22 protein-coding genes and 1 riboswitch are annotated in these 22724 nt (G+C 59.5%); of the genes, 6 read left to right on the top strand and 16 right to left on the bottom strand.

The window, feature by feature from the left end; translation table 11 throughout:
- Nucleotides 1–50: 50 nt before the first annotated feature.
- From BUS06_RS24470 to BUS06_RS24460, 3 genes are all read right to left on the bottom strand, one after another.
- The gene (locus BUS06_RS24470) at nucleotides 51–881 is read right to left on the bottom strand and encodes a 4'-phosphopantetheinyl transferase family protein (RefSeq protein WP_074267002.1); all 831 of its coding nucleotides are present in this window, start codon (nucleotides 879–881) and stop codon (nucleotides 51–53) included.
- A 199-nt stretch (nucleotides 882–1080) separates the two neighbouring features.
- Nucleotides 1081–1851 (bottom strand): class I SAM-dependent methyltransferase, encoded by a 771-nt coding sequence (locus BUS06_RS24465; protein ID WP_074267001.1) that lies wholly within the window; start codon nucleotides 1849–1851, stop codon nucleotides 1081–1083.
- 78 nt (nucleotides 1852–1929) lie between these two features.
- Nucleotides 1930–2496, bottom strand: a complete 567-nt coding sequence (locus BUS06_RS24460) for a GNAT family N-acetyltransferase (protein ID WP_083611577.1) — start codon at nucleotides 2494–2496, stop codon at nucleotides 1930–1932.
- Nucleotides 2497–2694: 198 nt separating this feature from the next.
- Between BUS06_RS24460 and BUS06_RS24455 the strand changes: the two genes are divergently transcribed.
- The 3 genes from BUS06_RS24455 (at nucleotide 2695) to BUS06_RS24445 (ending at nucleotide 4284) form a co-directional block, all read left to right on the top strand.
- On the top strand, nucleotides 2695–3246 hold the full coding sequence (locus BUS06_RS24455; RefSeq protein ID WP_074266999.1) for a hypothetical protein: 552 nt from the start codon (nucleotides 2695–2697) through the stop codon (nucleotides 3244–3246).
- Nucleotides 3247–3543 (top strand): winged helix-turn-helix domain-containing protein, encoded by a 297-nt coding sequence (locus BUS06_RS24450; RefSeq protein WP_074266998.1) that lies wholly within the window; start codon nucleotides 3247–3249, stop codon nucleotides 3541–3543.
- 132 nt (nucleotides 3544–3675) lie between these two features.
- Entirely contained in the window at nucleotides 3676–4284 is a 609-nt protein-coding gene (locus BUS06_RS24445; protein ID WP_143787650.1) for a hypothetical protein, read from the top strand.
- Nucleotides 4285–4340: 56 nt separating this feature from the next.
- On the opposite strand, the gene BUS06_RS38575 is transcribed toward BUS06_RS24445, so the two are convergent.
- The 5 genes from BUS06_RS38575 to BUS06_RS24420 all read right to left on the bottom strand — a co-directional run bounded on the left by BUS06_RS38575 (nucleotide 4341) and on the right by BUS06_RS24420 (nucleotide 7029).
- Nucleotides 4341–4772 carry a rubredoxin gene (locus BUS06_RS38575; RefSeq protein ID WP_074266996.1) on the bottom strand — a complete coding sequence of 144 codons (432 nt, stop codon included), beginning with the start codon at nucleotides 4770–4772 and terminating at the stop codon, nucleotides 4341–4343.
- Nucleotides 4773–5041: 269 nt separating this feature from the next.
- Entirely contained in the window at nucleotides 5042–5545 is a 504-nt protein-coding gene (locus BUS06_RS24435; protein WP_074266995.1) for an SRPBCC family protein, read from the bottom strand.
- Complete coding sequence (locus BUS06_RS24430) at nucleotides 5542–5880, bottom strand: ArsR/SmtB family transcription factor (protein ID WP_074266994.1); 339 nt, start codon at nucleotides 5878–5880, stop codon at nucleotides 5542–5544. Before BUS06_RS24430 ends, BUS06_RS24435 begins: the two co-directional genes overlap by 4 nt.
- Before the next feature lie 4 nt (nucleotides 5881–5884).
- On the bottom strand, nucleotides 5885–6346 hold the full coding sequence (locus BUS06_RS24425) for a VOC family protein (RefSeq protein ID WP_074266993.1): 462 nt from the start codon (nucleotides 6344–6346) through the stop codon (nucleotides 5885–5887).
- A gap of 107 nt (nucleotides 6347–6453) precedes the next feature.
- Nucleotides 6454–7029, bottom strand: a complete 576-nt coding sequence (locus BUS06_RS24420) for a helix-turn-helix domain-containing protein (RefSeq protein ID WP_074266992.1) — start codon at nucleotides 7027–7029, stop codon at nucleotides 6454–6456.
- Between the two features lie 529 nt (nucleotides 7030–7558).
- On the opposite strand from BUS06_RS24420, the gene BUS06_RS24415 reads away from it, so the two are divergent.
- Nucleotides 7559–8977: an aminotransferase-like domain-containing protein gene (locus tag BUS06_RS24415; RefSeq protein ID WP_074266991.1), complete on the top strand. Its 1419-nt coding sequence runs from the start codon at nucleotides 7559–7561 to the stop codon at nucleotides 8975–8977.
- Between the two features lie 103 nt (nucleotides 8978–9080).
- On the top strand, nucleotides 9081–9914 hold the full coding sequence (locus tag BUS06_RS24410; protein WP_074266990.1) for a class I SAM-dependent methyltransferase: 834 nt from the start codon (nucleotides 9081–9083) through the stop codon (nucleotides 9912–9914).
- A gap of 78 nt (nucleotides 9915–9992) precedes the next feature.
- Here BUS06_RS24410 and BUS06_RS24405 read toward each other — a convergent pair whose 3' ends face one another.
- The 7 genes from BUS06_RS24405 to BUS06_RS24375 form a co-directional block, all read right to left on the bottom strand.
- Complete coding sequence (locus BUS06_RS24405) at nucleotides 9993–10526, bottom strand: GNAT family N-acetyltransferase (protein WP_074266989.1); 534 nt, start codon at nucleotides 10524–10526, stop codon at nucleotides 9993–9995.
- A gap of 119 nt (nucleotides 10527–10645) precedes the next feature.
- Nucleotides 10646–11578: a prolyl aminopeptidase gene (gene pip, locus BUS06_RS24400; protein ID WP_074266988.1), complete on the bottom strand. Its 933-nt coding sequence runs from the start codon at nucleotides 11576–11578 to the stop codon at nucleotides 10646–10648.
- Between the two features lie 118 nt (nucleotides 11579–11696).
- Nucleotides 11697–12068 carry a VOC family protein gene (locus BUS06_RS24395; RefSeq protein WP_074266987.1) on the bottom strand — a complete coding sequence of 124 codons (372 nt, stop codon included), beginning with the start codon at nucleotides 12066–12068 and terminating at the stop codon, nucleotides 11697–11699.
- 105 nt (nucleotides 12069–12173) lie between these two features.
- The gene (gene valS / locus BUS06_RS24390) at nucleotides 12174–14780 is read right to left on the bottom strand and encodes a valine--tRNA ligase (RefSeq protein WP_074269262.1); all 2607 of its coding nucleotides are present in this window, start codon (nucleotides 14778–14780) and stop codon (nucleotides 12174–12176) included.
- 506 nt (nucleotides 14781–15286) lie between these two features.
- Nucleotides 15287–17158, bottom strand: a complete 1872-nt coding sequence (locus BUS06_RS24385; protein WP_074266986.1) for a M3 family metallopeptidase — start codon at nucleotides 17156–17158, stop codon at nucleotides 15287–15289.
- Nucleotides 17159–17304: 146 nt separating this feature from the next.
- Nucleotides 17305–18693: a cysteine--tRNA ligase gene (gene cysS, locus BUS06_RS24380; RefSeq protein WP_074266985.1), complete on the bottom strand. Its 1389-nt coding sequence runs from the start codon at nucleotides 18691–18693 to the stop codon at nucleotides 17305–17307.
- Nucleotides 18694–18942: 249 nt separating this feature from the next.
- Nucleotides 18943–19809, bottom strand: coding sequence for a tetrahydrofolate dehydrogenase/cyclohydrolase catalytic domain-containing protein (locus BUS06_RS24375; protein WP_143787649.1), 867 nt, complete (start codon nucleotides 19807–19809; stop codon nucleotides 18943–18945).
- Nucleotides 19810–19979: 170 nt separating this feature from the next.
- Nucleotides 19980–20062: riboswitch (ZMP/ZTP riboswitch) on the bottom strand.
- A gap of 92 nt (nucleotides 20063–20154) precedes the next feature.
- Between BUS06_RS24375 and BUS06_RS24370 the strand changes: the two genes are divergently transcribed.
- On the top strand, nucleotides 20155–21399 hold the full coding sequence (locus BUS06_RS24370) for an MFS transporter (protein ID WP_074266984.1): 1245 nt from the start codon (nucleotides 20155–20157) through the stop codon (nucleotides 21397–21399).
- Nucleotides 21400–21412: 13 nt separating this feature from the next.
- Here BUS06_RS24370 and BUS06_RS24365 read toward each other — a convergent pair whose 3' ends face one another.
- Nucleotides 21413–22600, bottom strand: coding sequence for an aromatic ring-hydroxylating oxygenase subunit alpha (locus BUS06_RS24365; protein WP_074266983.1), 1188 nt, complete (start codon nucleotides 22598–22600; stop codon nucleotides 21413–21415).
- Nucleotides 22601–22724: the final 124 nt, after the last annotated feature.

Below are 22724 nucleotides of genomic sequence, written 5' to 3'. Positions count from 1 at the left end.
AGTTGCAGTACCGCGGACGGTGCGAGTGAACGTTGGTGTTAGCGCGCAACTTACTCAGCGATTGCCCGGCCGTCGCGCCCCATCCAGCCGAACGCATGAACCCGCGTCACCGGTTGAGCGACCGCAGCTGCCGCGCTAATGATGCCCGGCATCGGCAAGTCGATGATCTGCCAGCGACGCGCGTCGGGCGCATCGACGAAGAAAGTAGCCGCATCTTGCTGCAGTACGTGGGCGTCGGCGTTCATCAATTGCGCGCCCATGGCATACGTGAGACTCGCATGACGCACGTGGCTTCGCGTCTCGATTGACCGGGACATTTTCTGGCGACGGGACGACGCTGTGTCGCCGTCAGGATGGCCGCTCGCAGCGTTATCAGGCAGCGTCGGCACACTCGTCGCGAGGCCGAGCGGGCTGTTGCTCACGCCGATCACGATCCAGATTCCGGCATAGGCAATGGCGATCTCGATAGGCTCGCGCTCGCCGACGTTGGCAACACGCAGTTGACCCTGCGCATCCTCTACCAGATCGACCTCCGCGGGCGCGCAGCCGATCATGTCGCCCAGAATCTCACGCATCGCGGCGCGACCCACGACAAAGCGCTTGCCCAATGCGGGATTCGGATGGCTCTTGACCCGCGCGAGTTCGGCTTGCGACAGACGGGCGTACGCCGCGTCCTTGGACACAAAGTGCCATTCCGAACGGCAACGCCACAAGAGCAGTTCGCCGTCGTTCGGATAAGCGACGTCAGCGGCCAGCCGGTAAGCGAGACGCTGGGGGATGAACTCCAGTTCCGCGGCGCGCCGAATGGTTTGAGTGGACCCGGATTGACCGGCCAACGAGGCCGCCTCGTCCACGTTTGCAATTGACGAATCAGACGGCATGCTGAGACTCGTCAGTACATGCGGATGACACGGTGCGATCGGGGTGGGCGTTTGAAACGGATGAAAGCATGCGCAAAAGAATCACGGTTGTGAAGCATGCTCAATCATCGGACAGTTTCAGCATAATTGCAAATGATTCGCATTTGCAATTATGCTGAATGGATTGAATTCGACTTGCGACGCGGGCGGTTCCTACTTTTCAGCCCGCTGGCCGCAAGGCTCGCAGTAGCAGAAAGGGCGGCCGGCGACGTTCGGCTTCCAGCATGGGGCGGTCTTTCAATGCCTCCGCAGTGGGCCCCGGCTCGCCAAGATGCTCGAGCAGCAACCCGGCGCGGATCAACGTGTTGACGTAGGTTTCAACGGTCCGGTGATACTTGATGACACCATCGACAAACCAGCGCGTGTCTCGCTTCCCTTCCTCGCGATAGTGATCGACCGGCCAATATCGCCGGTGCCCCTCGTCATCCCGAACCCAGCCTGCCGGGTAGGCGGTGCAGAGCGGATGCTCCACGGAAAATACAAAGCGGCCACCCGGTTTCAAGGCTTGAAATACACGCTCGACCACGCCGGCATAGTCTTCGACGTAATGCAACGCAAGCGAGGAGACGACAAGGTCGAATGAATCTGCTGCGGGTCGATACTGTTCGATGGGGCAGCGTTCGTAACTCACCGACGGATCGCTCGTTCGTCGGACGGCTTCTTCGAGCATTCGCGCGGAGATATCGACGCCGGTCACGGAGGCCGCTCCCCGTGCGCTTGCGAAACGCGCGAACTCGCCGAAGCCGCAACCCAGGTCGAGTACGTGCGAATTGGAAAGCTCGGGCAACAGACGATGCAACGCAGGGATTTCCAGGGCACCGTTCAAGCCGGTGTCGGTGTCGCGAAGCGCCTTGTAGCCTTGGAAGAAGGTCGTATCGTCGTAGATGTTTTGCGGCGTCAGGGCGGTAGCGGATGCCGGATCGTTGGTCACTGCGGAAACTCCTTCTTGTAGGTGGGTGCGTTGCGACCGTGGGTGCGGGTTCGGGGGCATGGTGAACAGGGCGCGTGATTAGCGCATGCGAGACGCGTCGAACGAGTAGTGATATTCATCGCTTACGGCGCCTTTGAACTCGTCTGCCTGTTCGATCAGTCGGGTGCGGACAAACCCCAGAGACTCCACTAACGCGATCGATGCCGCGTTGCGAGTATCGATCTGCGCGTCGATTCGCGTTATCTGAAATGTTGTCAGAACACTCGACAGGGCAGCGGTTACGGCCTCTGATGCAATCCCCTGTCGTTGATAGCGAGGAAAAACAAAATACGCGACAAACGCGCGCTGTTCTGCCTGACTGATCGTGAATTGAACGTAGCCGTACAGCGTCGGCTCGTCTATCGAGCCGATTACCCAATTCAGCCACACCTCTCGGCCATCGCCAGAAGCTTGACCTTCCAGGCGTCTGTAGCGCTCCTCTAACGCGGCCACGCTTGCGGGCGGCATATCGGGAATGTAGTCGTGACCGCGTACGTCACTCAATCCCTCGAACATGCGTTCCGCGTGGCCGGACGTCAGCGGAGAAAGGACAAATCGTCTCGTGTGAACCACGTTTGGGTAAGGTTGGCTTGCTGGGGAAGACATTCGATGGTCGCCAGTGGTTTAACGTGACCTCGCCACTCTATCAAATGACCTTGCAACCGACCGGCAGTGGTATGCGCCGCGCACCGACGGCGCATACCACTGATCACCACATCACCCCTACGACCCCCGCAAACGAACTACTTGCACTTTTATACTCTGCCGTATAGAGTACTCTACATAAACCCTTCTGGAGCCATCATGTCACTCTCATCTGAGCAGGCATCACAGGCCTTGCGCGAAGTCGAGGCTGTCAGCCATCGCAGCAGCCAGCTGTATAGCTATCAGAAGTTCGCGCCCATGCTGATGCTTTGGGGTGTGATCTGGTTAGTCGGCTTCGCTGTGACCCATTTTTTCCCCACACGCGCTTCGCAGATCTGGATCCCGCTGGACGTAATCGGCATAGGCGGTTGCATTTTCCTTGGCAGAAGAGGCAAGCAGGACGCATCCAATGACAAGTCGTGGCGCTGGCTCGCGTCGGCGTTGGCCGTTGTGGTGTTTTACATCGCTGTGCTTAACGTCTTTCAGCCAGCCACCGGCGAGAAGTCGGCCGTATTGATCTCGTTGATCGTCGCGTTGTTCTACTTTCTGAGCGGCCTCTGGATCGGATCGCGCCTCGCGGTCACAGGTTTGGCCCTCGCCGTGCTCACGCTCGTCGGCTACTACCTGCTTCCTGCCTACTTCCTCCTGTGGATGGCGGTGGTCGGCGGCGGCGCGTTGATACTGGCTGGTGCCTGGCTGAGGACCGCGTGAATGGATCAGCTCGACGAAACCATCCATCAACCGGTTCGGCTCAAGATCATGGCAGCGCTCAAAGCATTACCGAACCGCGAGGCGATTGAATTTGTGCGATTGCGCGCCATCGTCGATGCAACAGAAGGCAATCTCGGCGCGCATCTCGCCACTCTGGAGAAGAGTGGTTACATCGAGATCACCAAAGACTTCGTCGGCAAAAAGCCGCGCACGCGTGTGGCCATGACCACGTCAGGAAGGCGGGCATTCGAACGCTATGTGGATTATCTGCGAGGCATTCTCGACGGTACTTCTTGATGCGTTCGGTAGACACACCGGAGCAGGCAATCCAGGTTGGGCGACGCCAGCGTCGCCTTGGCTCTAATCAGTTAAGCGACGCCGCGACTTCTTTAGCGAAATTCGTGCGCACACCTTTGTCGGGGGATATTCGTGGGACACAACACCATCTACGCTCACAGAACCGGCTCGGCAGTTGGTCAGATGTTCTTTGCCGGATTTGGCACGCTGTGGATGACAGGGTGGTGCCTGCAAACACATGGAGTAGATTGGCCGATGCTCGGGCTAATCGTGCTGGCCGGAGGCACCCTCTTTCTGTGGGCTATGTGCGATTTTCGCGCGTTCCGTCCGCATGTCGACATGAATGCAGAACCCGAAGCACGCAAGGCGCGGCAGCGCGTCTTCAGGTGGGTCAACCTCGTGCAATGGCTTGCGGTCTTCGCGGTGAGTTTCATCTTGAGTGCGCTTGGGCATCCCGAATGGAGTACGCCTGCGGTGGTCCTCATCGTCGGCCTGCACCTGATTCCGCTAGCGCGAATTTTCCACGCTCCCCGGCATTACGTCACAGGTATCGCGCTTATCGTCGTAGCATTGGCCTACCCGTGGATGAACGGCGGCGGTCCCAACTACCCTTCCGGCGAGTTCGCCACTGGAGCGATCCTTTGGATCAGCGCACTCTATACTTCCCTGCGCGGCCATCTTGGCAAAAGTTCAGGCGGAGTGGTTGAACGCCAAGGAGTACTGGCGAACGAAGTTCGCTAGCGGACCTTGAAGTCTCCGAGATATTCCATCGAGTACGGGTATTCGTGCCCCTTTGCTTAAAACTCCACCAACGCAAAATCTTCCTTGCCCACGTCGCACAGTGGGCAGCGCCAGTCGGCAGGCACATCGGCCCAGCGCGTTCCAGCGGCGATGCCCTCTTCGGGCAAGCCAGCCGCTTCGTCGTAGATCCAGCCGCAAATCACACACACCCACTGCTTGAACTCATCGCGCGTCTGGGCGTCTTGAGCAGTAGCGGGCAATACAGATGCATCTTCGGATGCCACCGCGTGCATAGATTTCGAATCGTCGAGGCTCACGACGAGCGGCGGCGCGGTCCCTGCATTACTGACAGCTAGATGCGCCTGAAGCGTTTGCAGAAGCGACTGCGCTTCCGCCTGCGTCAGATCGATCCAGTAGGGATCACCAGCACCATCGTTGAGTCGCTCGGAGGAAAACTGAATCTCTAAGGCCACGCCCTTCTTATACATAACAAACGGTATCCCGGTGGCCGACCATTTTCACCAGCCCTTTGCAATTGAACGAAGCAGACACGGACGCAACGCAAGCGCGACGAACTCAGCGCTAAAGGGGTGATTCGCGCGGTCGCTGCGAGCAATCCACAGCCCTCATGGCAGACCACCATTATCGCCTTCCCCGGATAGCGCATTAGCTACACTGCAGAGATGCACTGTTTCCTCCCATTAGCTAAAAGCTCGGGACAGGCTGTGCGAAAACGCGCTTCCATGTTCGGTGAGGATCACGCGGTAGGCGGCGATGCAGCAAGAGATCCGTCGTGCTTCATCCGCGCACCGTAAGAACCCAGCAGCACTTGCCACCATTCGCCATGACGCCGCAGAAAGATGCCATCGGGGAAGTGATGACGTGCGACGTGATCTTGCGGCACCGTATCCCAGCCGCGATGCTCGACGGTGACGCGGGTCTCGTCGCCTACCGCCTCGAAGCGCACCTCGACATGAGTCTGCTGATCAGCGGAGAAGCTCGCCTGAGTCCAGCCGAACGCGAGCCGTACACCAGGCTCCCACACCGTGACGCGCCCCACTTCGAACACGCTGCCATCCGTCTGCGTCTCGATCAAACGACCATTGACACCACCCTCGAACGACAGCGTACCCGCGCCCCGCGGAGTGAACTGGAAGAGCGAATTGGGCCGCCACCACAAGGCGATGTCTCGCGTGAAGACATCGAAGGCCCGGTGCGGAGCAGCGGATACGCGGACCGACACCTGCACGCGCGAGCTCACGGCTGTGCCTCCAGATGTGCCTTGAACGCGAGCAATTGCGATGACCACAATTGCTCGGTCGCTTCGAGCCACGCTTTCAGCTCGGTCATCGGTGCGGCCCTCAGGACATAGAGACGCACGCGTGCGTCGATGCCATCGTGCGACTCCTCGATCAGCTCGCTCGAGCGCAGCACGCGCAGATGCCGGCTCATCGCTTGCGGACTCAGACCGGTGGCCTGAGCAAGTTCGCCGGCGCGCATCGGCTTCTCGCTGAGCAGATCGACCACCTGGCGCCGGCTAGGATCGGCTAGCGCGGACAGCGTCCGGTCCAGCGACGCGCTTGCAGCAAGTGCCATCGGCTCACACCCACCCGTCGATCTTGTGGCCACTCACTCGCTCAGCCTCTTCACGCGATACCTCGCGCAATGTCTGGCCGAAACTCCAGACGTGTCCTTCAGGGTCACGCGCCGCATAGACGCGGTCACCGTAGAATTGATCCGCCGGTTCACGTGTAATCACAGCGCCGGCTGCGCGTGCCCGGACGCAATGCTCGTCAATGCCATCGCGCAGTTGCACATGGACGGATTGAGTGTTCCTCCCGCCTATGGATTTCGGGCTCGCCATGTCCTCCGCCCATGCACGGCACACCATCACATAGCTGTCGCCAAACCGCATTTCCGAATGGGCGAGCTGGCCGTCGTTGTCCGTGACGACAAACTGACGTTCGAAGCCGAAGGCCTTCTCGAGCCAATCCAGCGCGGCCAGCGGATCGTCATAGTAGACCGCAGCGCCCAAGGACGGACGTGACAGTGCCTCACTCATGGCAGCCTCCTTTCATAAACTAACAGGTTAATATTTAACATATTAGTTTAGTAAATGGGGATGTCAAGGGTGACCGTTACCAGGAGGATCGACCAGACCGGACACCCCTAAAATAACTTCGGCGTACCAACCCAAAGTGCGAGAGCTTCCATACGCTGACTGTTGATCCATCCATGTGGCAACGTAGATTGATAATGGGCGCTGTCTCCGGCCTGCAAGACAAACGTCTCGCCCTCCAGGGTCAGCGACACCTCGCCGGATATCACGTACAGAAGCTCTTCCGCTGCACTGGTTGGCATATCCGTAGGTCGCCTTTGCTCGGGCGGGAATCTTACGAGGATAGCCTCGAGTTGCTGGGAAGGTGATCCACGCGTGAGTTGCGCAAACAGGTTCGGCGACTCTGCAAACCTGAAGAATTTCAGCTGATCGCCACGGCACACCGGACGTTGTTCGCCGGGTGTGTCCACGAAGTACTGCACGGCGACGCCGAGCGCGCTGGCGATCCCGTTCAGGGATGTGATTGACGGTTTGGCCAACCCACGCTCAACCTGCGAAAGAAAAGGCTTCGAAATCCCCGCCGCGCCCGCCGTGTAGTCGAGTGTGCGTTTTAGCCGCTGCCGTAACGCGCGAATTTTGCCACCCAGAACGGTGGCCGGCGTCGTTTCTTCAAGTTCGGAGAGCATAAGATGAATGCGCTTATTATTTAGTTATCCTTGAATACAGAAAAGAGGCTCGCGCAATGCCACTAGCGCCAGAGATGCCGTATCAGCCGCTGCAATCGGGCCGACCGATCGAGGCGCTCCTGAACTGAATCTTCCGGCTCTGCGTCAACCCGGTTTAAGGACGATTGCCATTGACTACGCAGGAAATGCCGGATGAGTCGCAGTAATCGGGCTGCCTGATGCAGACATTCCCGGACTGGATCTTCCAGTGTTGCGTGGTCCTGGTTTGAACAAAGTGGCTGCTGGTTCATTGTGAATATCCCCGGAAGGTGTCATGGGATCATTCTGCGCATCGGTAAGGCCGCGCGATAGGACCAGGCGTAGCAATCTGAACCGGCGCACTGCGTCGTTTTTCCTGTCTGTATCCCTTGGTCAATCGGTACAGTTGAGATGCCTGCTGGGTGACGCGCCTTACTTCGAGTCGAGGCCTGTTTTACCGGCGTTGGGCACTGTTAGAATTGGTTGTGCTTCCAAAACAGGTGGACGGCGGATGTGGGACCGAACGACTCGTTATGGCGAACTTGCCAGCCAATTGCACGCAGAAATCTGCGCAGGTGAATTTCGCCCGGGCGACAAGTTGCCATCCATCCGCGCCCTATGCTCGCGCTTCAAGGGAAGCAGCGCCACGGTCACGCATGCCCTGTACTTGCTTGAAGACGCCGGCCTGATCGCGGCGCGCCCGCGTCCAGGCTTCTACGTTCGGGAACGTCAGGCAATTGTTGGCCAGCCGTCTCAGCCTCGGCCCGAGGTGGCCACACAACCCGCACTGCCAGCGCAACGCGCCTTGCTACGAGAACTCGACCGGCTGCACGTTCACGAACAGCCCATGTTGTTTGCCGTGATAGATCCTGAGTTGTATCCGGTCGTTGCCCTGCAACGCATCATGACAGCGCAAGCCCGCCGTAATCCTTCGTTTTTTACCCTGGGAGACATGTGCGCCGAATCGCCGCTCGCTGAACAGCTGGCACGCCGGGGACGGTTGATGGGCCTCAACTGGCGGACTGAAGACATCACCATCACGTCTGGCGGGAAATTCAGCCACCGCGCGTTGTTGCGAGTGCTAATCAAACCCGGCGATACAGTGGCGATTGCTTCCCCAACCTCCATGAGGCTGTTATGGGACCTCGATGCGATGGGACTGAATGTGCTCGAAATACCGGCCCATCCGGAGCACGGTCTTTCCACCGATACACTCGATTTCGTGCTGAAAAGGGAGAAGGTGGCGGCATGTATCTTCTCCGCGAATTTTTCGCATCCCACCGGCGGACTCATGAGCGACGACGCGAAGCGCCGCACGGTCGGGTTGCTTGCAAAGTATGGCGTGCCGCTTATCGAGGACGACCACAACGGGGAGCTGTATTTCGGCAAGAGCCGTCCGTTGCCTTTCAAGGCGTTTGATCAAGACGGACTGGTTCACTACATCACGAACCTGAGCGACTTGATTAGCCCCGGCATGTCTCTGGGCTTCGCGGTGACTAACTTGCGTAGGGAGCTTGAATTTATGCCGGAGCCGGCGCCGCTGTTTCAGCACACGCTGGCTGCATTTATGGCCAGTGGTCTGTTCGAGCCGCACTTGCGACGTTTGCGTCAGACGCTGGCAGCCTATGCAAAAATGTACCGGGCAGCCGTGCAACGTCATTTTCCACCGGAAGCCTGTAGCCATGCAGTTTCGGGCGGCCATTGGCTATGGGTGGAATTGCCGCGCGGCTTCGATTCCGTCGCCTTGTTGCGCAGAGCGCTAACGGCTGGTATTGCTTTTGCGCCAGGCCAGCTTTTTTGCACCGACGGCAGTCTCAATCATTGTTTGCGGCTCAATATGGGCATGCCACTGACTGATCGTACTGAACGGAATATCGCTGCGCTGGGTCAGCTGATATCGGAAGAGCTGGCGCAACTGCGCACCGCATAATGATGGTGATCTGAAAGTCGAAGGTGGTCGATAATTGCCCACCGCTCGACCCGATCGCTTCCGTCGACCAAGCATCAAGCATATTTCCGTGGAGTCTCATCGCATGAGCGTGCTATCCCCCGTCGAGTCGTATCTGCAGGACTTCCATCAACGTCAGGCCGGCGCCACGAGCGCAGCATTCGGTCACCTTCGTGCCCGCTCGAGCGTGGCCGAATATGCATCCTCTTATGCAGCGCTTGCTGGGTGCGTGCCGGCATCGGCTGCGCCGCTGACCGTCCTCGATCTCGCTTGCGGCGATGGATATCTGCTCAAGCTGCTGTCGGACCGGCAACAGTCGTCGCTGCGGCTGATTGGCGTAGACATGAGTCAGGGCGAACTGGACGTCGCACGAGCAACGCTCCCTAAGGAAGTCGAGTTGTTAAAAGAGCGTGCGCAGGAAATGCCCATCGAAACGGGCAGTGTCGACTGCTTACTGTCGCACATGGCCATCATGCTGATGGATGACGTCGAGCAGGTTATCAAGGAGGTCCGCCGCGTGCTTCGTCCGCACGGTCAGTTTGCGACCGTAGTTGGGCGAGCGTTTCTGCTCGGTGAGGCGAATCAGGTCCTGCACAAAGTTCTGCTGCCGATTCTCAGGGAAGATTCGTCGCCGTTGCCGTTCGGCGATGCACGCACCCACACCGTAGAGGGATGGACGGAGTTGCTCTCGAGGGACTTTGAAAACCTGCAGTTCGAAGATCTGGATGTGGATTGGGAACCAAAGCCTGACGAGCTTTGGGAGTCGCTGACTGAAACCTACACTATCGACCGGCTATCCGAGCCGGCTAAGGCACGCTTTCGGGAGGAGCTTCTGGAAGCGCTAAGCGGCTTGCAACAGAGCGATGGGACCATTCGCACCGGCTGGGGGGTTCGGTTGATTCGTGCGAGGGCGAAGTAGAAAAAGTCCTGCGACTTTCTGGCTTCACTGCGCAACGGGATCAGGCAACCTGAGGCCGTTGCGCAGCGAGCGCGATCCTTAGCATTTCGGCAATCGCACGTCGTGTCCTGTTATGGCCATCTGCACAAGGTCAATCAGGCGCTCGCCCTTCTTGAATGCATCGCGCTTCACGCCTTCCACAACAAAGCCGACCGATTGGTAAAGGTGAATCGCCGACGCATTGTTCGCGGTTACCTCAAGTTCGATGCGCTCAACAGACGGAGCGCGGGCGGCCCATAGGAGCGTATGCACTAACAATGCCCGACCGATTCCCTGACCGCGATACTCCCGCGCGACGTTGAGCGCTAGCCCCACCGTGTGTTCGCGGCTCGGTTGTTCGATCCGCCCGACACCGCCCCCGCCTACCAGTCGTCCCTCGTGCCGCGCGACGTACAACACCGAATGCTCGCCCGCGCGACGCTTGATGAACTCGGCCCACTGTTGATCGCTGACGGTCGCCAACCGATCTGGCAATGTCTCCAGTTCTTCATCGAACAAATCGGTCATGAACTGCTTGTAAGCGTCTTGGTCAGCAGGACTGACGACTTGATATGAGACCCCCGATGCATTCATTCGTGCCGCTCCGCCATGTTGGATTTCCTGGTGCAGAGTGAATTTTCTGCTTACGGCCGGCTATGCACTGTCCGACGCCATCGATGGACAGCGCACACCTGCTTTCGGCTTAAGTCCGCTCAGCGTGCAAACCGGTCTGTCGCTGCGATCAACGCTTTTAGAATGCCCGGTTCATTGTAGGCATGCCCCGCATCCGGAATCAGCTGGAAGTCCGCCTTCGGCCAGGCTTTGGAGAGATCCCACGCGGTACGCGCCGGCGTCGCCACGTCATACCGCCCCTGCACAATCACGCCGGGGATGTCGGCGAGGCGATGGGCGTCCCGCAGCAACTGCCCTTCCTCCACAAACCCGTCATTGACGAAGTAATGATTTTCGATGCGCGCGAAAGCGAGCGCGTAATCGTCTTCACCGAAATGCTCCTCCAGTTCGGGGCTGGGCAGCAATGTGATCGTGCGGCCTTCCCACAAGCTCCATGCGCGCGCGGCCTCCCGTTTCGCGGCCTCATCCGTGCCGGTCAGGCGGCGACGATACGCTGCCATCAGATCGCCGCGCTCCTCGACAGGAATCGGCGCGAGGAAGCCCTCCCACAAGTCCGGGAACAACCACGACGCACCTTCCTGGTAGTACCAAAGCAGTTCGGCGCGACGCATCGTGAAGATGCCGCGTACGATCAGCGCGCTGACCCGCTGCGGATGCGTCTCCGAATACGCCAGACCGAGCGAGCTGCCCCACGATCCGCCGAACACCAGCCACTGCTCGACGCCCATCATCTCGCGCAAGCGCTCGACATCCGCGACCAGGTCCCAGGTCGTGTTGTTGTCCAGGCTCGCATGCGGCTTGGAGCGGCCGCAACCGCGTTGATCGAACAGCATCACGTTGTAGCGCGCCGGGTCGAACAGGCGACGATGTTCCGGGCTGCATCCGCCGCCGGGGCCGCCGTGAAGAAACACCGCCGGCTTGCCGTTCGGATTGCCGCACAACTCCCAATACACCTGATGACCGTCACCGGTATCGAGAAAGCCGTGCTTATAGGGTTCGATTGATGGGTACATGTTTGATTCCAGAGTGTGGATGCCAGTGCATTGCGGCGAACCGCGTGCGCATCCAATAGATTCTGCCCGATGAACTCCAACCCGGCTACTCGTTTCGGATGCGGACGCGGCTCGGCCGCTAGTCCGCCTGGGATAACTGGAACACATTTCCCTCGGGATCTTCTCCGTCGCAAAGCAAATAGGGGAAACCTTCGTACCGTTTCAGTTCGCGCATGTTGACGCCTGCTGCAACGAACTTGTCGCGCAACGCATTCAATCCCGATGGCACAGAGAAGACCATCTTGGCATTCGAGTGAACGTGCTTAGCCATCGTGTTGCGATACGGCTGACCCACAAGATGTAGCGCGAGTTCAATCGCACCCGCTTTGAGGACAACCCATTCGCCGGGAATCTCTTCAACGATGGGTAACGCGAAATGCGCTTCGTAAAAAGACTTCAGTGCTTCGACATCGTGCACGTAGAGTATTAACCGGCTCATGGAGATGTCCACGTATTTCTCCCGTTGGCTTGTTCAATGCTGCTAAAGATCGGAATCGGCGCGAGGCGGCGCAGCGTTTTTATACATAACACGACTGTACCTCTTCGCAACCCTTCGCTAGGATAGCTCCACTTTCACGCCGAATGCGGACGCTTCACTCATTTCAAATCGCTTGACCTGCCCGGCGTCGCACAAGTCGCTTTCAGTGATCTTAAGCAGCTCAAGGCAGGCCGCCGGGCCTTCCACGCAGACCCGCTCGACCTCGGCCTTCATCGACAACTTAGCCTCGGATTTTGCCTTGCGGATCGCGCTTAGCACTTCGGAAGCGGCAAAGATGAGCTCATCAAACGAATCGTCTTTCGAGCGGCTCGACGCGCCGAAGTACATATCCATCGTAGGCCACGGCGCAGTATGAACCGATCCCTCCATCCCCCACGACCAGCACTCTTCCGTGACGAATGGCAGAAACGGCGCCAACAGCCGTTGAACCACAGAAAGCGAAGCCGCCAGCGCATTGCGTGCCGACGCCGCTTGCGATCCACTGCCATAGGCCCGGCCCTTCACAAGTTCGACGTAATCGTCGCAATACCACCAGAAAAAGGCTTCGATGCGTTCGATGGCCCGGTTGTACTCGAACGCCTCCAGCGCAGCCGTCGCATCCTCAACCACAGCGGTAAGACGCAGCATCATGGCGCGGTCGAGTCCATGCGTGATGGCGCCATCCGGCTCGCCATCGAAGCCCAGCGCAAACTTCGAAACGTTCAACAGCTTGAGTGCAAGCCGACGGCCCACCTTCATCTGCTTCTCTTCGAAAGCGGTATCCGTACCCGGACCGCCCAACGCTGCCCAGTAACGCACACCATCGGAGCCGTAAGTATCGAGCAGCGACAGTGGCGTAACCACGTTACCTTTCGATTTCGACATCTTCTTGCGATCCGGATCGAGAACCCAACCGGAAAGCATCGTGTGCCGCCAAGGTCCGCTCTGCGCTTCGAAGCCGCTCCGCACCACCGTGTAGAACAGCCACGTGCGGATGATTTCATGTCCCTGGGGACGCAGGTCCATCGGGAAGATATTCGCAAAGCATCCGTCGGGCTGCTCCCAACCGCCTGCAATCTGCGGCGTCAGCGAACTGGTTGCCCATGTATCCATGATGTCCGCTTCTCCCACGAAACCGCCCGGTTGGCCGCGTTGCGCCTCGGTATAACCCGGTGGCACATGTGAGCGCGGATCGATCGGTAATGACGCCGTATCCGGACATATCGGCGTGCTGTAATCCGGTTCGCCCGCTGCATTGAGGGGATACCAAAGCGGAATCGGCACACCGAAGATCCGTTGGCGGCTAATCAACCAATCGCTATTCAGGCCTGTGACCCAGTGGCCATAGCGCGTGGCCATGTGCCCTGGATGCCAGCAGATCTGCGCGCCTCGCTCAAGGAGTTCCTCGCGCAGCATATTGTCGCGCCCGCCGCTACGCAGATACCATTGCCTCGTTGCGATGATCTCTAGCGGACGGTCCCCCTTCTCGAAGTATTTGACGCGGTGCTTAAGCGGTCGCGGCGGACCCAGCAAATCGCCGCTTTCCGTCAGCATTTCGACCATCCGGTTGCGTGCCTGCGGAACAGTTGCGCCAGCGAGGCGTGCATAAGCGTCTCGGGCGTGCGGCGATGCGAGCCAATCTGGCGTCTCGCTCTGCAGGCGACCGTCTTTGGCTATCACACAGCGTGTCGGCAAATTGAGTTCGCGCCACCAGATCACGTCGGTGACATCGCCGAACGTACAGATCATCGCCAGTCCGGTGCCTTTTTCAGGCTCAGCGAGCGGATGCGCCAGCACCGGCACTTCGATATCGAAGAGGGGCGCGCGCGCCTTGGTTCCAATGAGATGGCGATAGCGCTCGTCATCGGGATGCGCCACCAAAGCGACACAAGCCGGCAGTAACTCCGGGCGCGTCGTAGAGATGATCAACGCATTGCCTAGACCATCGACGAAACGCAGGTCGTGATACGCACCTGCAAGCTCACGGTCTTCGAGTTCAGCCTGTGCAACTGCCGTCTGGAAAGTCACGTCCCACAAACATGGTGCGTCCTGACTGTACAGCTCGCCTCGCTGCAGATTGCGCAGGAATCCCAACTGACTCGTGCGTTGCGCTCGATCGTCGATTGTGGCGTAGGTCAAACTCCAGTCGACCGAAATCCCGAGACGCACAAACAGCTCTCTGAACGCGCGTTCGTCGATGGCGGTCAGCTTATGGCAAAGTTCGATGAAGTTACGCCGGCTGATCCGCGCAAACTCCGAGCGACGCGTGGCGGGCGTAGCAGGCTCACCATAGTGCGGTTCGTACGCCGCATCCGGATCGCACGTCACGCCATAGAAGTTCTCGACGCGCCGCTCCGTGGGCAGGCCGTTGTCGTCCCATCCCATTGGATAAAACACGCTCTTGCCTGTCATGCGCCGATAACGAGCGATGATGTCGGCATGCGTATAGCTGAACACGTGCCCCACATGCAGCGAGCCGGACACCGTGGGCGGGGGAGTATCGATCGAGAACACGCCTTCGCGCGGTGTATTGCGGTCGAAGGCATAGAGCTGGTGCACTTGCCAATGCTCTGCCCAACGCGCTTCGAGTGCGTCGAGACCAGGCCGCTCGGGCACGCGTGGAGCGGCGTGCCGTCGTGTCGGACGACGACGTTCGGTGGCCGATAAGGTAGATGAAGGTTTCATCGCTGCTTCGCTGTCGATAGGAAATTCGGGTTGCAGTGCGTATCGAAGGCCACACGCGAACGCACGAATCCACGCGACCCGGACAGGGATCACGAACGAATCCAGCATACACGCGAGCGGTGCGGCCTTGGTACGTCTTTGGCCAGGCTATGTGTTTAAGCGACGTGGCTTACGAACAGCGCGATCGAGGCGGAGGAACGCCCGATGCAGGCTCACGAAAGCTCCATAGCGCGAAATGCAGCAGCGATGCTCTGGAGAACACCGAAAGGCCGACGGGCGCGGAGTGAAGCGAGGGAAAGAAGCGAGAACAGGTACGGCGAAATGCTCGAAGCAGCCGTGGCGAGCGTATGAAAAGCTGCGCGTGCTGCGAGGGGATGAGGTAAATCAGTGCGGCATTACGTTTAACGGTGACATAGCATCCTCCGCGAGTGAACGTTAGATAAGGTGTGTCCCGACTTGTGGTCGGGATATGTTTTTATAATCGATCATTGAGATTGGCACAAGTCTTATGTGACGTCGTGTGTCGCCATATCCTCGATCCACGCTTCAAATGTCGCATACATCGCCGGTAAAGATTCCTCATTGGTCGCAATGCATTGCGCACCGTGCACGATCGAAATCGATGCATCCAGATCCCCACCGGCTTCGGCCTGCGCTGCGAGTGCCCGATCCGTGCGCTCGATGGCCTCCTGCGCGAGTGCCCAAGCTTCCTGCGGTGAACGGTTGCATTCATCTGCCAGATAAGCCGACGTCAAACCCTCCCCGGTCATATTGCGCAGCGTTTGATCGAGCGTGAGACTGTTGCCGGCAGACCAGCAATGCTTCACCAGCAAGGGGCCCACTTTTGGGTTATCGACGATATAGCCGAGCGTGCGAGTCAGATAAGCGCGGGTCTGCGACGCGGCCATCTTCGCTAGCAGATAGCCATGGTAGTAGACGGCCATGTCGTGATAGATGGGGTGAGGCATACCCAGCACATAGACGGTGTTACTCGAAACACCGAGCATGCGCTGCGTCAACGAGCGCTCCAGATCAAGCACGGACTCCGTGGTGCGCTCTGCATCGTCCATGGCATAGAGGGCCTGCTCGAAGTAAGTCGGCACCAGGTCGCGCCGTTCGTTGTAAGCGAGGAAAGCCCGGTTCGACTCGACCCGGTCGCGGATCATCTCGTCAGGCATCGGTTCGCCGTCCGCGTTGCGCGCGTAGCGTCGGATCCAGCAAGGGTCACCCGGCAACGCTTCGAAGAACTTTGCCTGGGCTTCGAGGTATGCGGGTGTGGTCGGGGCAAAGCCGTGCGAAAAGCACGGCGAATTGAGCGCAACGTTCGAAAAGTGAGCGGCGTGTCCCGCTTCGTGAAACAACACGTTGATCCCCCGCAGCCCTGCGCCCGCTTGTTGCGGACGGGCCGTCGAGGTGAAGCGGACGTCGGCAGGCACCCAGCCGTTCGTGTCGTCGTGATAACTGGCTACGGGCGACGCGCAAAAGCCGGTAGTGAACTTCCCCGGCCGGTCCAGCAGATCGATTTCGATGCGTGCGCCGCGATACGAAACGCCAAGACGCCGGAACGATTCAGCCCAACGCTCCAACGCCTTGCTAAAGGGAAAGTAAGCATCCGCCTTTAGCGCGGCGCCTCCGCGAACTCTGAATGGCAGGTTGTGCGGCTGCAAGACTTCGTCGCCGTACTCGCTGACGAGGCGATCCATCGAAGCAAAATGCGTATTGCGCGTATTCCGTTCAAATTCATCGAAGATCGCAAAGAGCTGTTCCGGGCTCATACCGCTATTGGTGCGCAACCGGTAATCGAAGAAGTCGCGATATCCGAGTTCACGCGCCAATTCGTTGCGCTTCGCCACGATCTCGAGAAAGCCGTTTTCCAGCACCCAGCGTTCGAGTCCAGACAGTGCCTCGTGTGAGCTTTTGCGCGAGGCTTCGTCTGGGTTTGACGCGAGGTTTGAACGCAACGCAGCGGGCGAAGCTTCTTCAGTGCGGCCCGACGCGCCGATGTGATGCATCTTGTAGGCTTGGCGGCGCGCAAACAGATCGGCGTCCATTGCGATCAGTTCGGCAAGTAAGGTAGACGCACGCTCGCTACCCATCGCATTGCCTTCGAATGCGGCGACCCAGCCGCGCAAGCCGCTCACCAACGCATCGCGCTCAGCGGATTGCTGGGCGGCTTCAACCCTCGCAAGATGTTCTCTGGTCTGCGCGAGGAGCCGAGAGTCGGCGAGGAAGGTCTTGCGTGCAAGACCAGCCGCACGCTGCGCGTCATGTTCATCGCTCTGGCCCGTGTGGGTCAGCCAGAAAAGCTCGCCCTCCTTCCGATGAATCTGCAGATAATCCTGATTGATCTGGTCGAAGAAGGTGCGAGCGTTTTTCATGTACGAAGCATCACTAGAGGCGTTGTTTTGTGTGGCCCGGAAAAGCGGCGAGGGAGAGCGCAACGTTCGGCGTTTATCGTAGCGTAGTCGGCATACAGTTGACTTGCTAAGCGGTGTCGCGAGAGCCTGGTTTTGCGCTGCGCTCTCTAAGCGCCTTTAGCATCCAGCGGACTCAAACGCTGTCCATCCACACCGTCCTCGATCTGCCAGCCCTTCGCTCTCAATACCTCGCGCAAACGGTCCGACTCGGGCCAATCTTTGCGTGCGCGTGCCTCCCCACGCTGACGCGCCAGGTCAGCAACATCCGCTGGAATTTCGAACGTATCCGCCCGCCACTCAGCCAACTGCAACCCGAGCACCGCGTCAAAGACATCAACGGTGGCCCGACGTGTTTCATCGGGCAGCTCGCTCCTGACCAGTTCCCACAGCACGGCCAACGCCCGCGGAAGATTCAGATCCTGATTGACCTCTGCGTTAAAGCGCGCCACAAAATCCTCATCTGCAGTGCCGCTGACGGGCCAGCTTGTATAGGCTTTGCGCAGCCTGTCCAACGCCGCCTGCGCGGCCTCAAGTGCCTCATGATTGAAACGCAGCTTGCTACGGTAATGCGCACCAAGGCAAAGATAGCGGTAGGCCAAAGGATCGATCCCGCGGTCGATCAAGCTCTGCAGCCTCAAGAAGTCCCCACTCGACTTGGACATCTTGGCGGCATCCAAGGTCAGAAAGTGTCCATGCATCCAGAAGTTGGCTGAGCGCGTGCCGTGTCGAGCTTGCGTCTGCGCGATCTCATTGCTGTGATGCACGGCGATGTGATCTTCGCCACCGCAATGAATGTCAAACCAAGGCCCCAAGTACTTAGCGGACATCGCCGAGCACTCGATATGCCAACCCGGAAAACCGCGACCCCACGGGCTGTCCCATTCCATTTGCCGCGTCGATCCAGGTGGACTGAATTTCCACAACGCAAAATCCGTCGCACTGCGCTTCTCTCCTAGCGCAACGCGCTTGCCAGCCTGCAAACCGGCGTGATCGAGACGCGCCAGATAGCCATAGTCGTCCTGCCTGCTCGTGTCGAAGTACACACCGTCGTTCGTCCGATATGTGCAACCGGTGCGTTCCAGTTCGGCAACGAAAGCGATCTGCTCCGCGATGTGGTCCGTCGCGCGGCACCACAGCGTGGGTTCCAGCAGGTTGAGCGCCCGCCAGTCGCTCATGAACGCACGCGTGTAGCGTTCCGCAATCTCCCATGCAGACTCGCCCGTGCGACGGCTGCCCTTTTCCATCTTGTCTTCACCTTCATCGGCATCGGAGACAAGATGGCCGACATCAGTAATATTGACGACGTGCCGCACCTTGTAGCCGTTTAGCGCAAGAACTCGTCGCAGCACGTCTTCGAAAACATATGTCCGCAGATTGCCGATGTGCGCATGGTCGTACACCGTAGGTCCGCAGCAATACAGACCCACGTGACTGGGTTGCAGAGCTGTGAACGGCCGCACAGTGCGCGACCAGGTGTCGTACAGGGCGAGAGACATCGAAGTTTCCGTATGGTTTGGAAGGCGAAAAACAAAAAAGCCACCAGTCTTTCAACGGGTGGCCATCAGGAACCAGCTTGAACGTGACGCAAACCGACGCGCTAGACGCAAGCTCCCTCTGGCAGGCTTTGACAGCATGCGTGTTTGCAGCGGACGAGGAAGAGGGCGGAGGCGTTCATAGAATGATGCTAACGCGCGTCTATTTTTTGGTCAATCGGTTTGGCGGGCTGCGAGCTAGCCTTCGCCGCGCTAATCTTCGCCGCGCATTGCCCGCTCGGCGGCATCAACGGTCTGCGCGATCAGCGTGGCGATCGTCATCGGACCCACGCCGCCCGGCACTGGCGTCACTGCCGCGCAGCGGCTCGTAAGCCCATCGAGATCGATATCGCCGACACCGCCAGGATGGTAGCCGGCATCGATCACGACAGCACCGTCGCTAATCCAGCGACTCGGGATGAACCTCGGCTTGCCCACCGCGCCCACGACGATTTCCGCGCGGCGTACCTCGGCCTCGAGATCAAGCGTCTTCGAATGACACAAGGTGACGGTCGCGTTCGCATTCGACAGCATCAGCGCCATAGGCTTGCCGAGGATCGCGCTACGGCCCACCACGACCGCGCGCTTGCCGGCCAGCTCGATCTTGTAGTGCGCGAGCAGCCGCATGATGCCGGTTGGCGTCGCGGGGCCGAACGCCGGTTCGCCCAGCGCCATGCGGCCAAAGCCGTGGCTCGTCACGCCGTCGACGTCCTTGAGAATCGAGATGCTATCGAAACATCGGCGTTCATCGACTTGAGCGGGCACGGGATGCTGCAACAAGATCCCTTGAACGTTAGGATCGGCGTTGAGCTTTTCGATCTCGGCGAGGACCTCGTCCGTGGTGCTGCTGGCAGGCAGTTTGACCAGACGCGAATCCATCCCGACGCGCCGGCACGCGTTGCCCTTCATCTGCACATAGGTAGCGGAGGCCGGATCGTCACCGACCAGAATGGTAGCGAGTATGGGCGTCTGGGCGCCGTTGTTTGTCTTGAGGGCGGCTACGCGTGCGGACAAAGACTGTTCGCCCAAAGCGGCGAGCGCCTTGCCGTCCAGGATCACACAATTCAGAGGATTGTTCATGGCTCAGCTCCACACGATGGTCGCGCTGTAATAGCCGCTACGCTGCAAAAGATGGACGCAATACCGGGGAAATACGACGCCGCGCAGACGGTGACATGCGGGCAATAGAAATGAAGCGAGGGGAAGGGCAATACTCGGGGCAGTCATCGGAAGTCTCCTTAAGAGAACGATCAAGATGCCCAGGCGAACGGCGGTGCGACCTCTACGCTTCCCGATGGTGATCCATCTTCTCTCGCCAGTCGCGTAGGCGCCTATGATAACTCACGCTAACACCGGTTATCCTTCAGTCTGCCCGCTACGCTCCCGCCACCCCTGCGAAGCACCGTGACCAACAGGTAAAGAACCGTGCGCGTCAACCATCAGGCATTTTTCTGCTCGCTTTTCTTTGCACGGCTGGCCGACCAGATTCTGCTGTTCCTGGTACCACTAGTCGTATTCCAGACGACCCAGAAAGTGTCGTGGTCCGGTATCGCCTTTTTCGTCGAAGCGCTGCCGCGCTATCTGTTCTTCCCGCTCTTCGGCGCGTTCAGCGACCGCTTCTCCCCACTCAAGCTGATGCGTATCAGCCAGACCTACCGTGCCGTCGTCTGTATCGCAGGGGTCGTCGGTTACGCGGCCTTCGGCGGAATCGGCTGGCTGATTGCGCTCTCCGCTTGCTGCGGCATCCTGACGAGCCAAGGCTTCGTCGCCCGCGAAGTCATGCTGCCGCAAATCTTCAAAGCGCATAAGTTCGAACGCGTGCTGGCGGTCTCCCAATTGGCCGATCAGCTCGGCGTCGTACTTGGCCCAATGGCAGCGGCGCTGCTGCTCGGCTGGTGGCGCTGGGAGTTCGTCGTGGTCACCACCGGAGTGCTGTTCCTGATCGCCGACGCGTCGTTTGTGTTGTGGCAGCGCATGAGCGGTTTTCAGGCTATCGCAGCAGAACCGCCCCAAGGCCACTGGACCCAACCGCTGCGAACCGCAGTACAGCATGTCGTGCGCCTACCCGGTCTGAAGAAGGTCATTCTGCTGGCCGCCGCCGAGAACCTGGTCATCGGCGTGACGCTGGCCACATCCGCTGCCATGGTCACCGGCATCCATCATCAATCGGGACGCTTTTACGCGGTGCTGCAAACCATCGGCGCAATCGCCACCGTCTTGATTCTGGTGACGATCGCCCGCGCCTCGTTTTCGAGGAAAACGTTGGGTCTGCTGGCGTTTCTGGCAATCTGCCTGGGAGGCGTGCTGGCCGGCGCGAGCCCAGGCCCGTGGGGCTACGCGGTGGGCTTCGTGCTGATCACCGGCTTCGACAAGATGTTCAACGTCTACATTCGAAGCGCCCGGCAAAAGATCATTCCACCCCAGGACTACGGCAAAACCACGGGCGTCATCATCCTGCTGAACAACATGACCCAGCCACTGGCGGGATTGCTGGTAGGGGTGTTCGCCAGCCGCGCCCATACGGGTTTGCTGATCGTGACGCTCTCGCTGACGATGGGCGCAATCGGCGCTGTGGCGTCGATTGCGGAGCCATGGCTGCAGCGCAGACGCACAGCCCGCGCCGAGAGTGAATCAGGCTTGTCCAAGGCGGGCATCGCGGAAAGCGAATGAGCCCGCCGTCGCCTTAGGTCGTTGCTTCGGCCGGCCCAATACGCACACCTTTGAAATGGCCCGCAGCCGGCGGCGCGCCGCACTCGCGCAACAGTGCGCGCAGTTCGTTGATGACCGGAAACACCTCGTGGTTCCAGTCCGCCCCTTGGCGATCGTGCGCTTCCTGTTCACGCTCAACGATCCAGCGGTCTTCCTTGAAAATCCGCTCGGTGAACCACACTAGCAGTGGCCACGCCATATCGAGCAGGACCGGAATGCCCGGCTTGCGGATGGACAGCAGGCCGAAGGTGCGGTTGACGCGCTGCTCGCTATCGACCGGCACATACACGATCCACAGGTTCATCACGAGCGTCGAATCCGACGTGCGGATCTGCAGCGTCTGGTACGGATATTCGGTGCGGATGGTCATCACGTCCTTGTCCGCGCCTTGCGTGCCTTTACGGCTCTGGCCGAAGACCAGCGCTTCGCCGATCGGCTGCTCGCCGGCCATCCGCGCGAACGTGTAGTCCACCTCGACCCAGCCCTCGCCGCGACGCCGTCCCAGCGACCGCGCCCGCATCTGCCCCATCTGTTTGCGATGCAGGAACTGATGGTTCATGTCCATCAGGTTTTCGTGCATGAACGAATAGTGGCACTTTACTTCGCGGCCAAAGCGGCGCGTCTTGTACGCCTTGTCGCCGAGCGAGGCGAGCGGCGGCAACGGGCGCTCCTCAGCCAGCGCTGGATTGCCCGGGAACACGAAGATCAACCCTTGTTCCTCGCGGCACGGGTACGAGCGCACGCCGTTGGGCAGCCGCTCACGGCCGAGATAGGGAATATCGACACAACGGCCCGTGCAATCGTAGGTCCAGCCGTGATAACAGCAGCGGATGTTTTCGCCGTCCACCACGCCGCCGTGCAGCGGCACCTGGCGATGCGCGCAGCGGTCTTCCAGCGCAAACGTGACGCCCGACTCGGTACGCACGAGTACGATCGGCTCGCCTGCGAAGGTTACGCCGTGCGCCTTGCCCCGCTTGACCTCATGCGACCAGGCAAGCGGATACCAGTAATCGGGGTGGATCGGAACGCGACGCAAATCGCGAACAGGCGCGTCAGGGCGCGCTTCGACGAATGCCGCGGAAGATACTTCGTCAGATGCATCGGCAATAGCGTCGACAGGCGCATCGATAGTGCTGCTATCCAGCGAAGGAACTCCATGCATGGGCGACGCCTCCTTATAGTCTGAAACCTGGATGGGCCCCCAACAGGATTGGGGCCGACATGGGGAGTCAGTCTACTAGAAGGTGCGCAATTGATGTTTTTGACAATACCTGGGGTTTCCCGCC

Source organism: Paraburkholderia phenazinium (assembly GCF_900141745.1).
Classification (GTDB): domain Bacteria; phylum Pseudomonadota; class Gammaproteobacteria; order Burkholderiales; family Burkholderiaceae; genus Paraburkholderia; species Paraburkholderia phenazinium_B.
The sequence above is the reverse complement of the archived record's forward strand: the minus strand, read 5'-3'. Positions and strand labels throughout refer to the sequence as shown.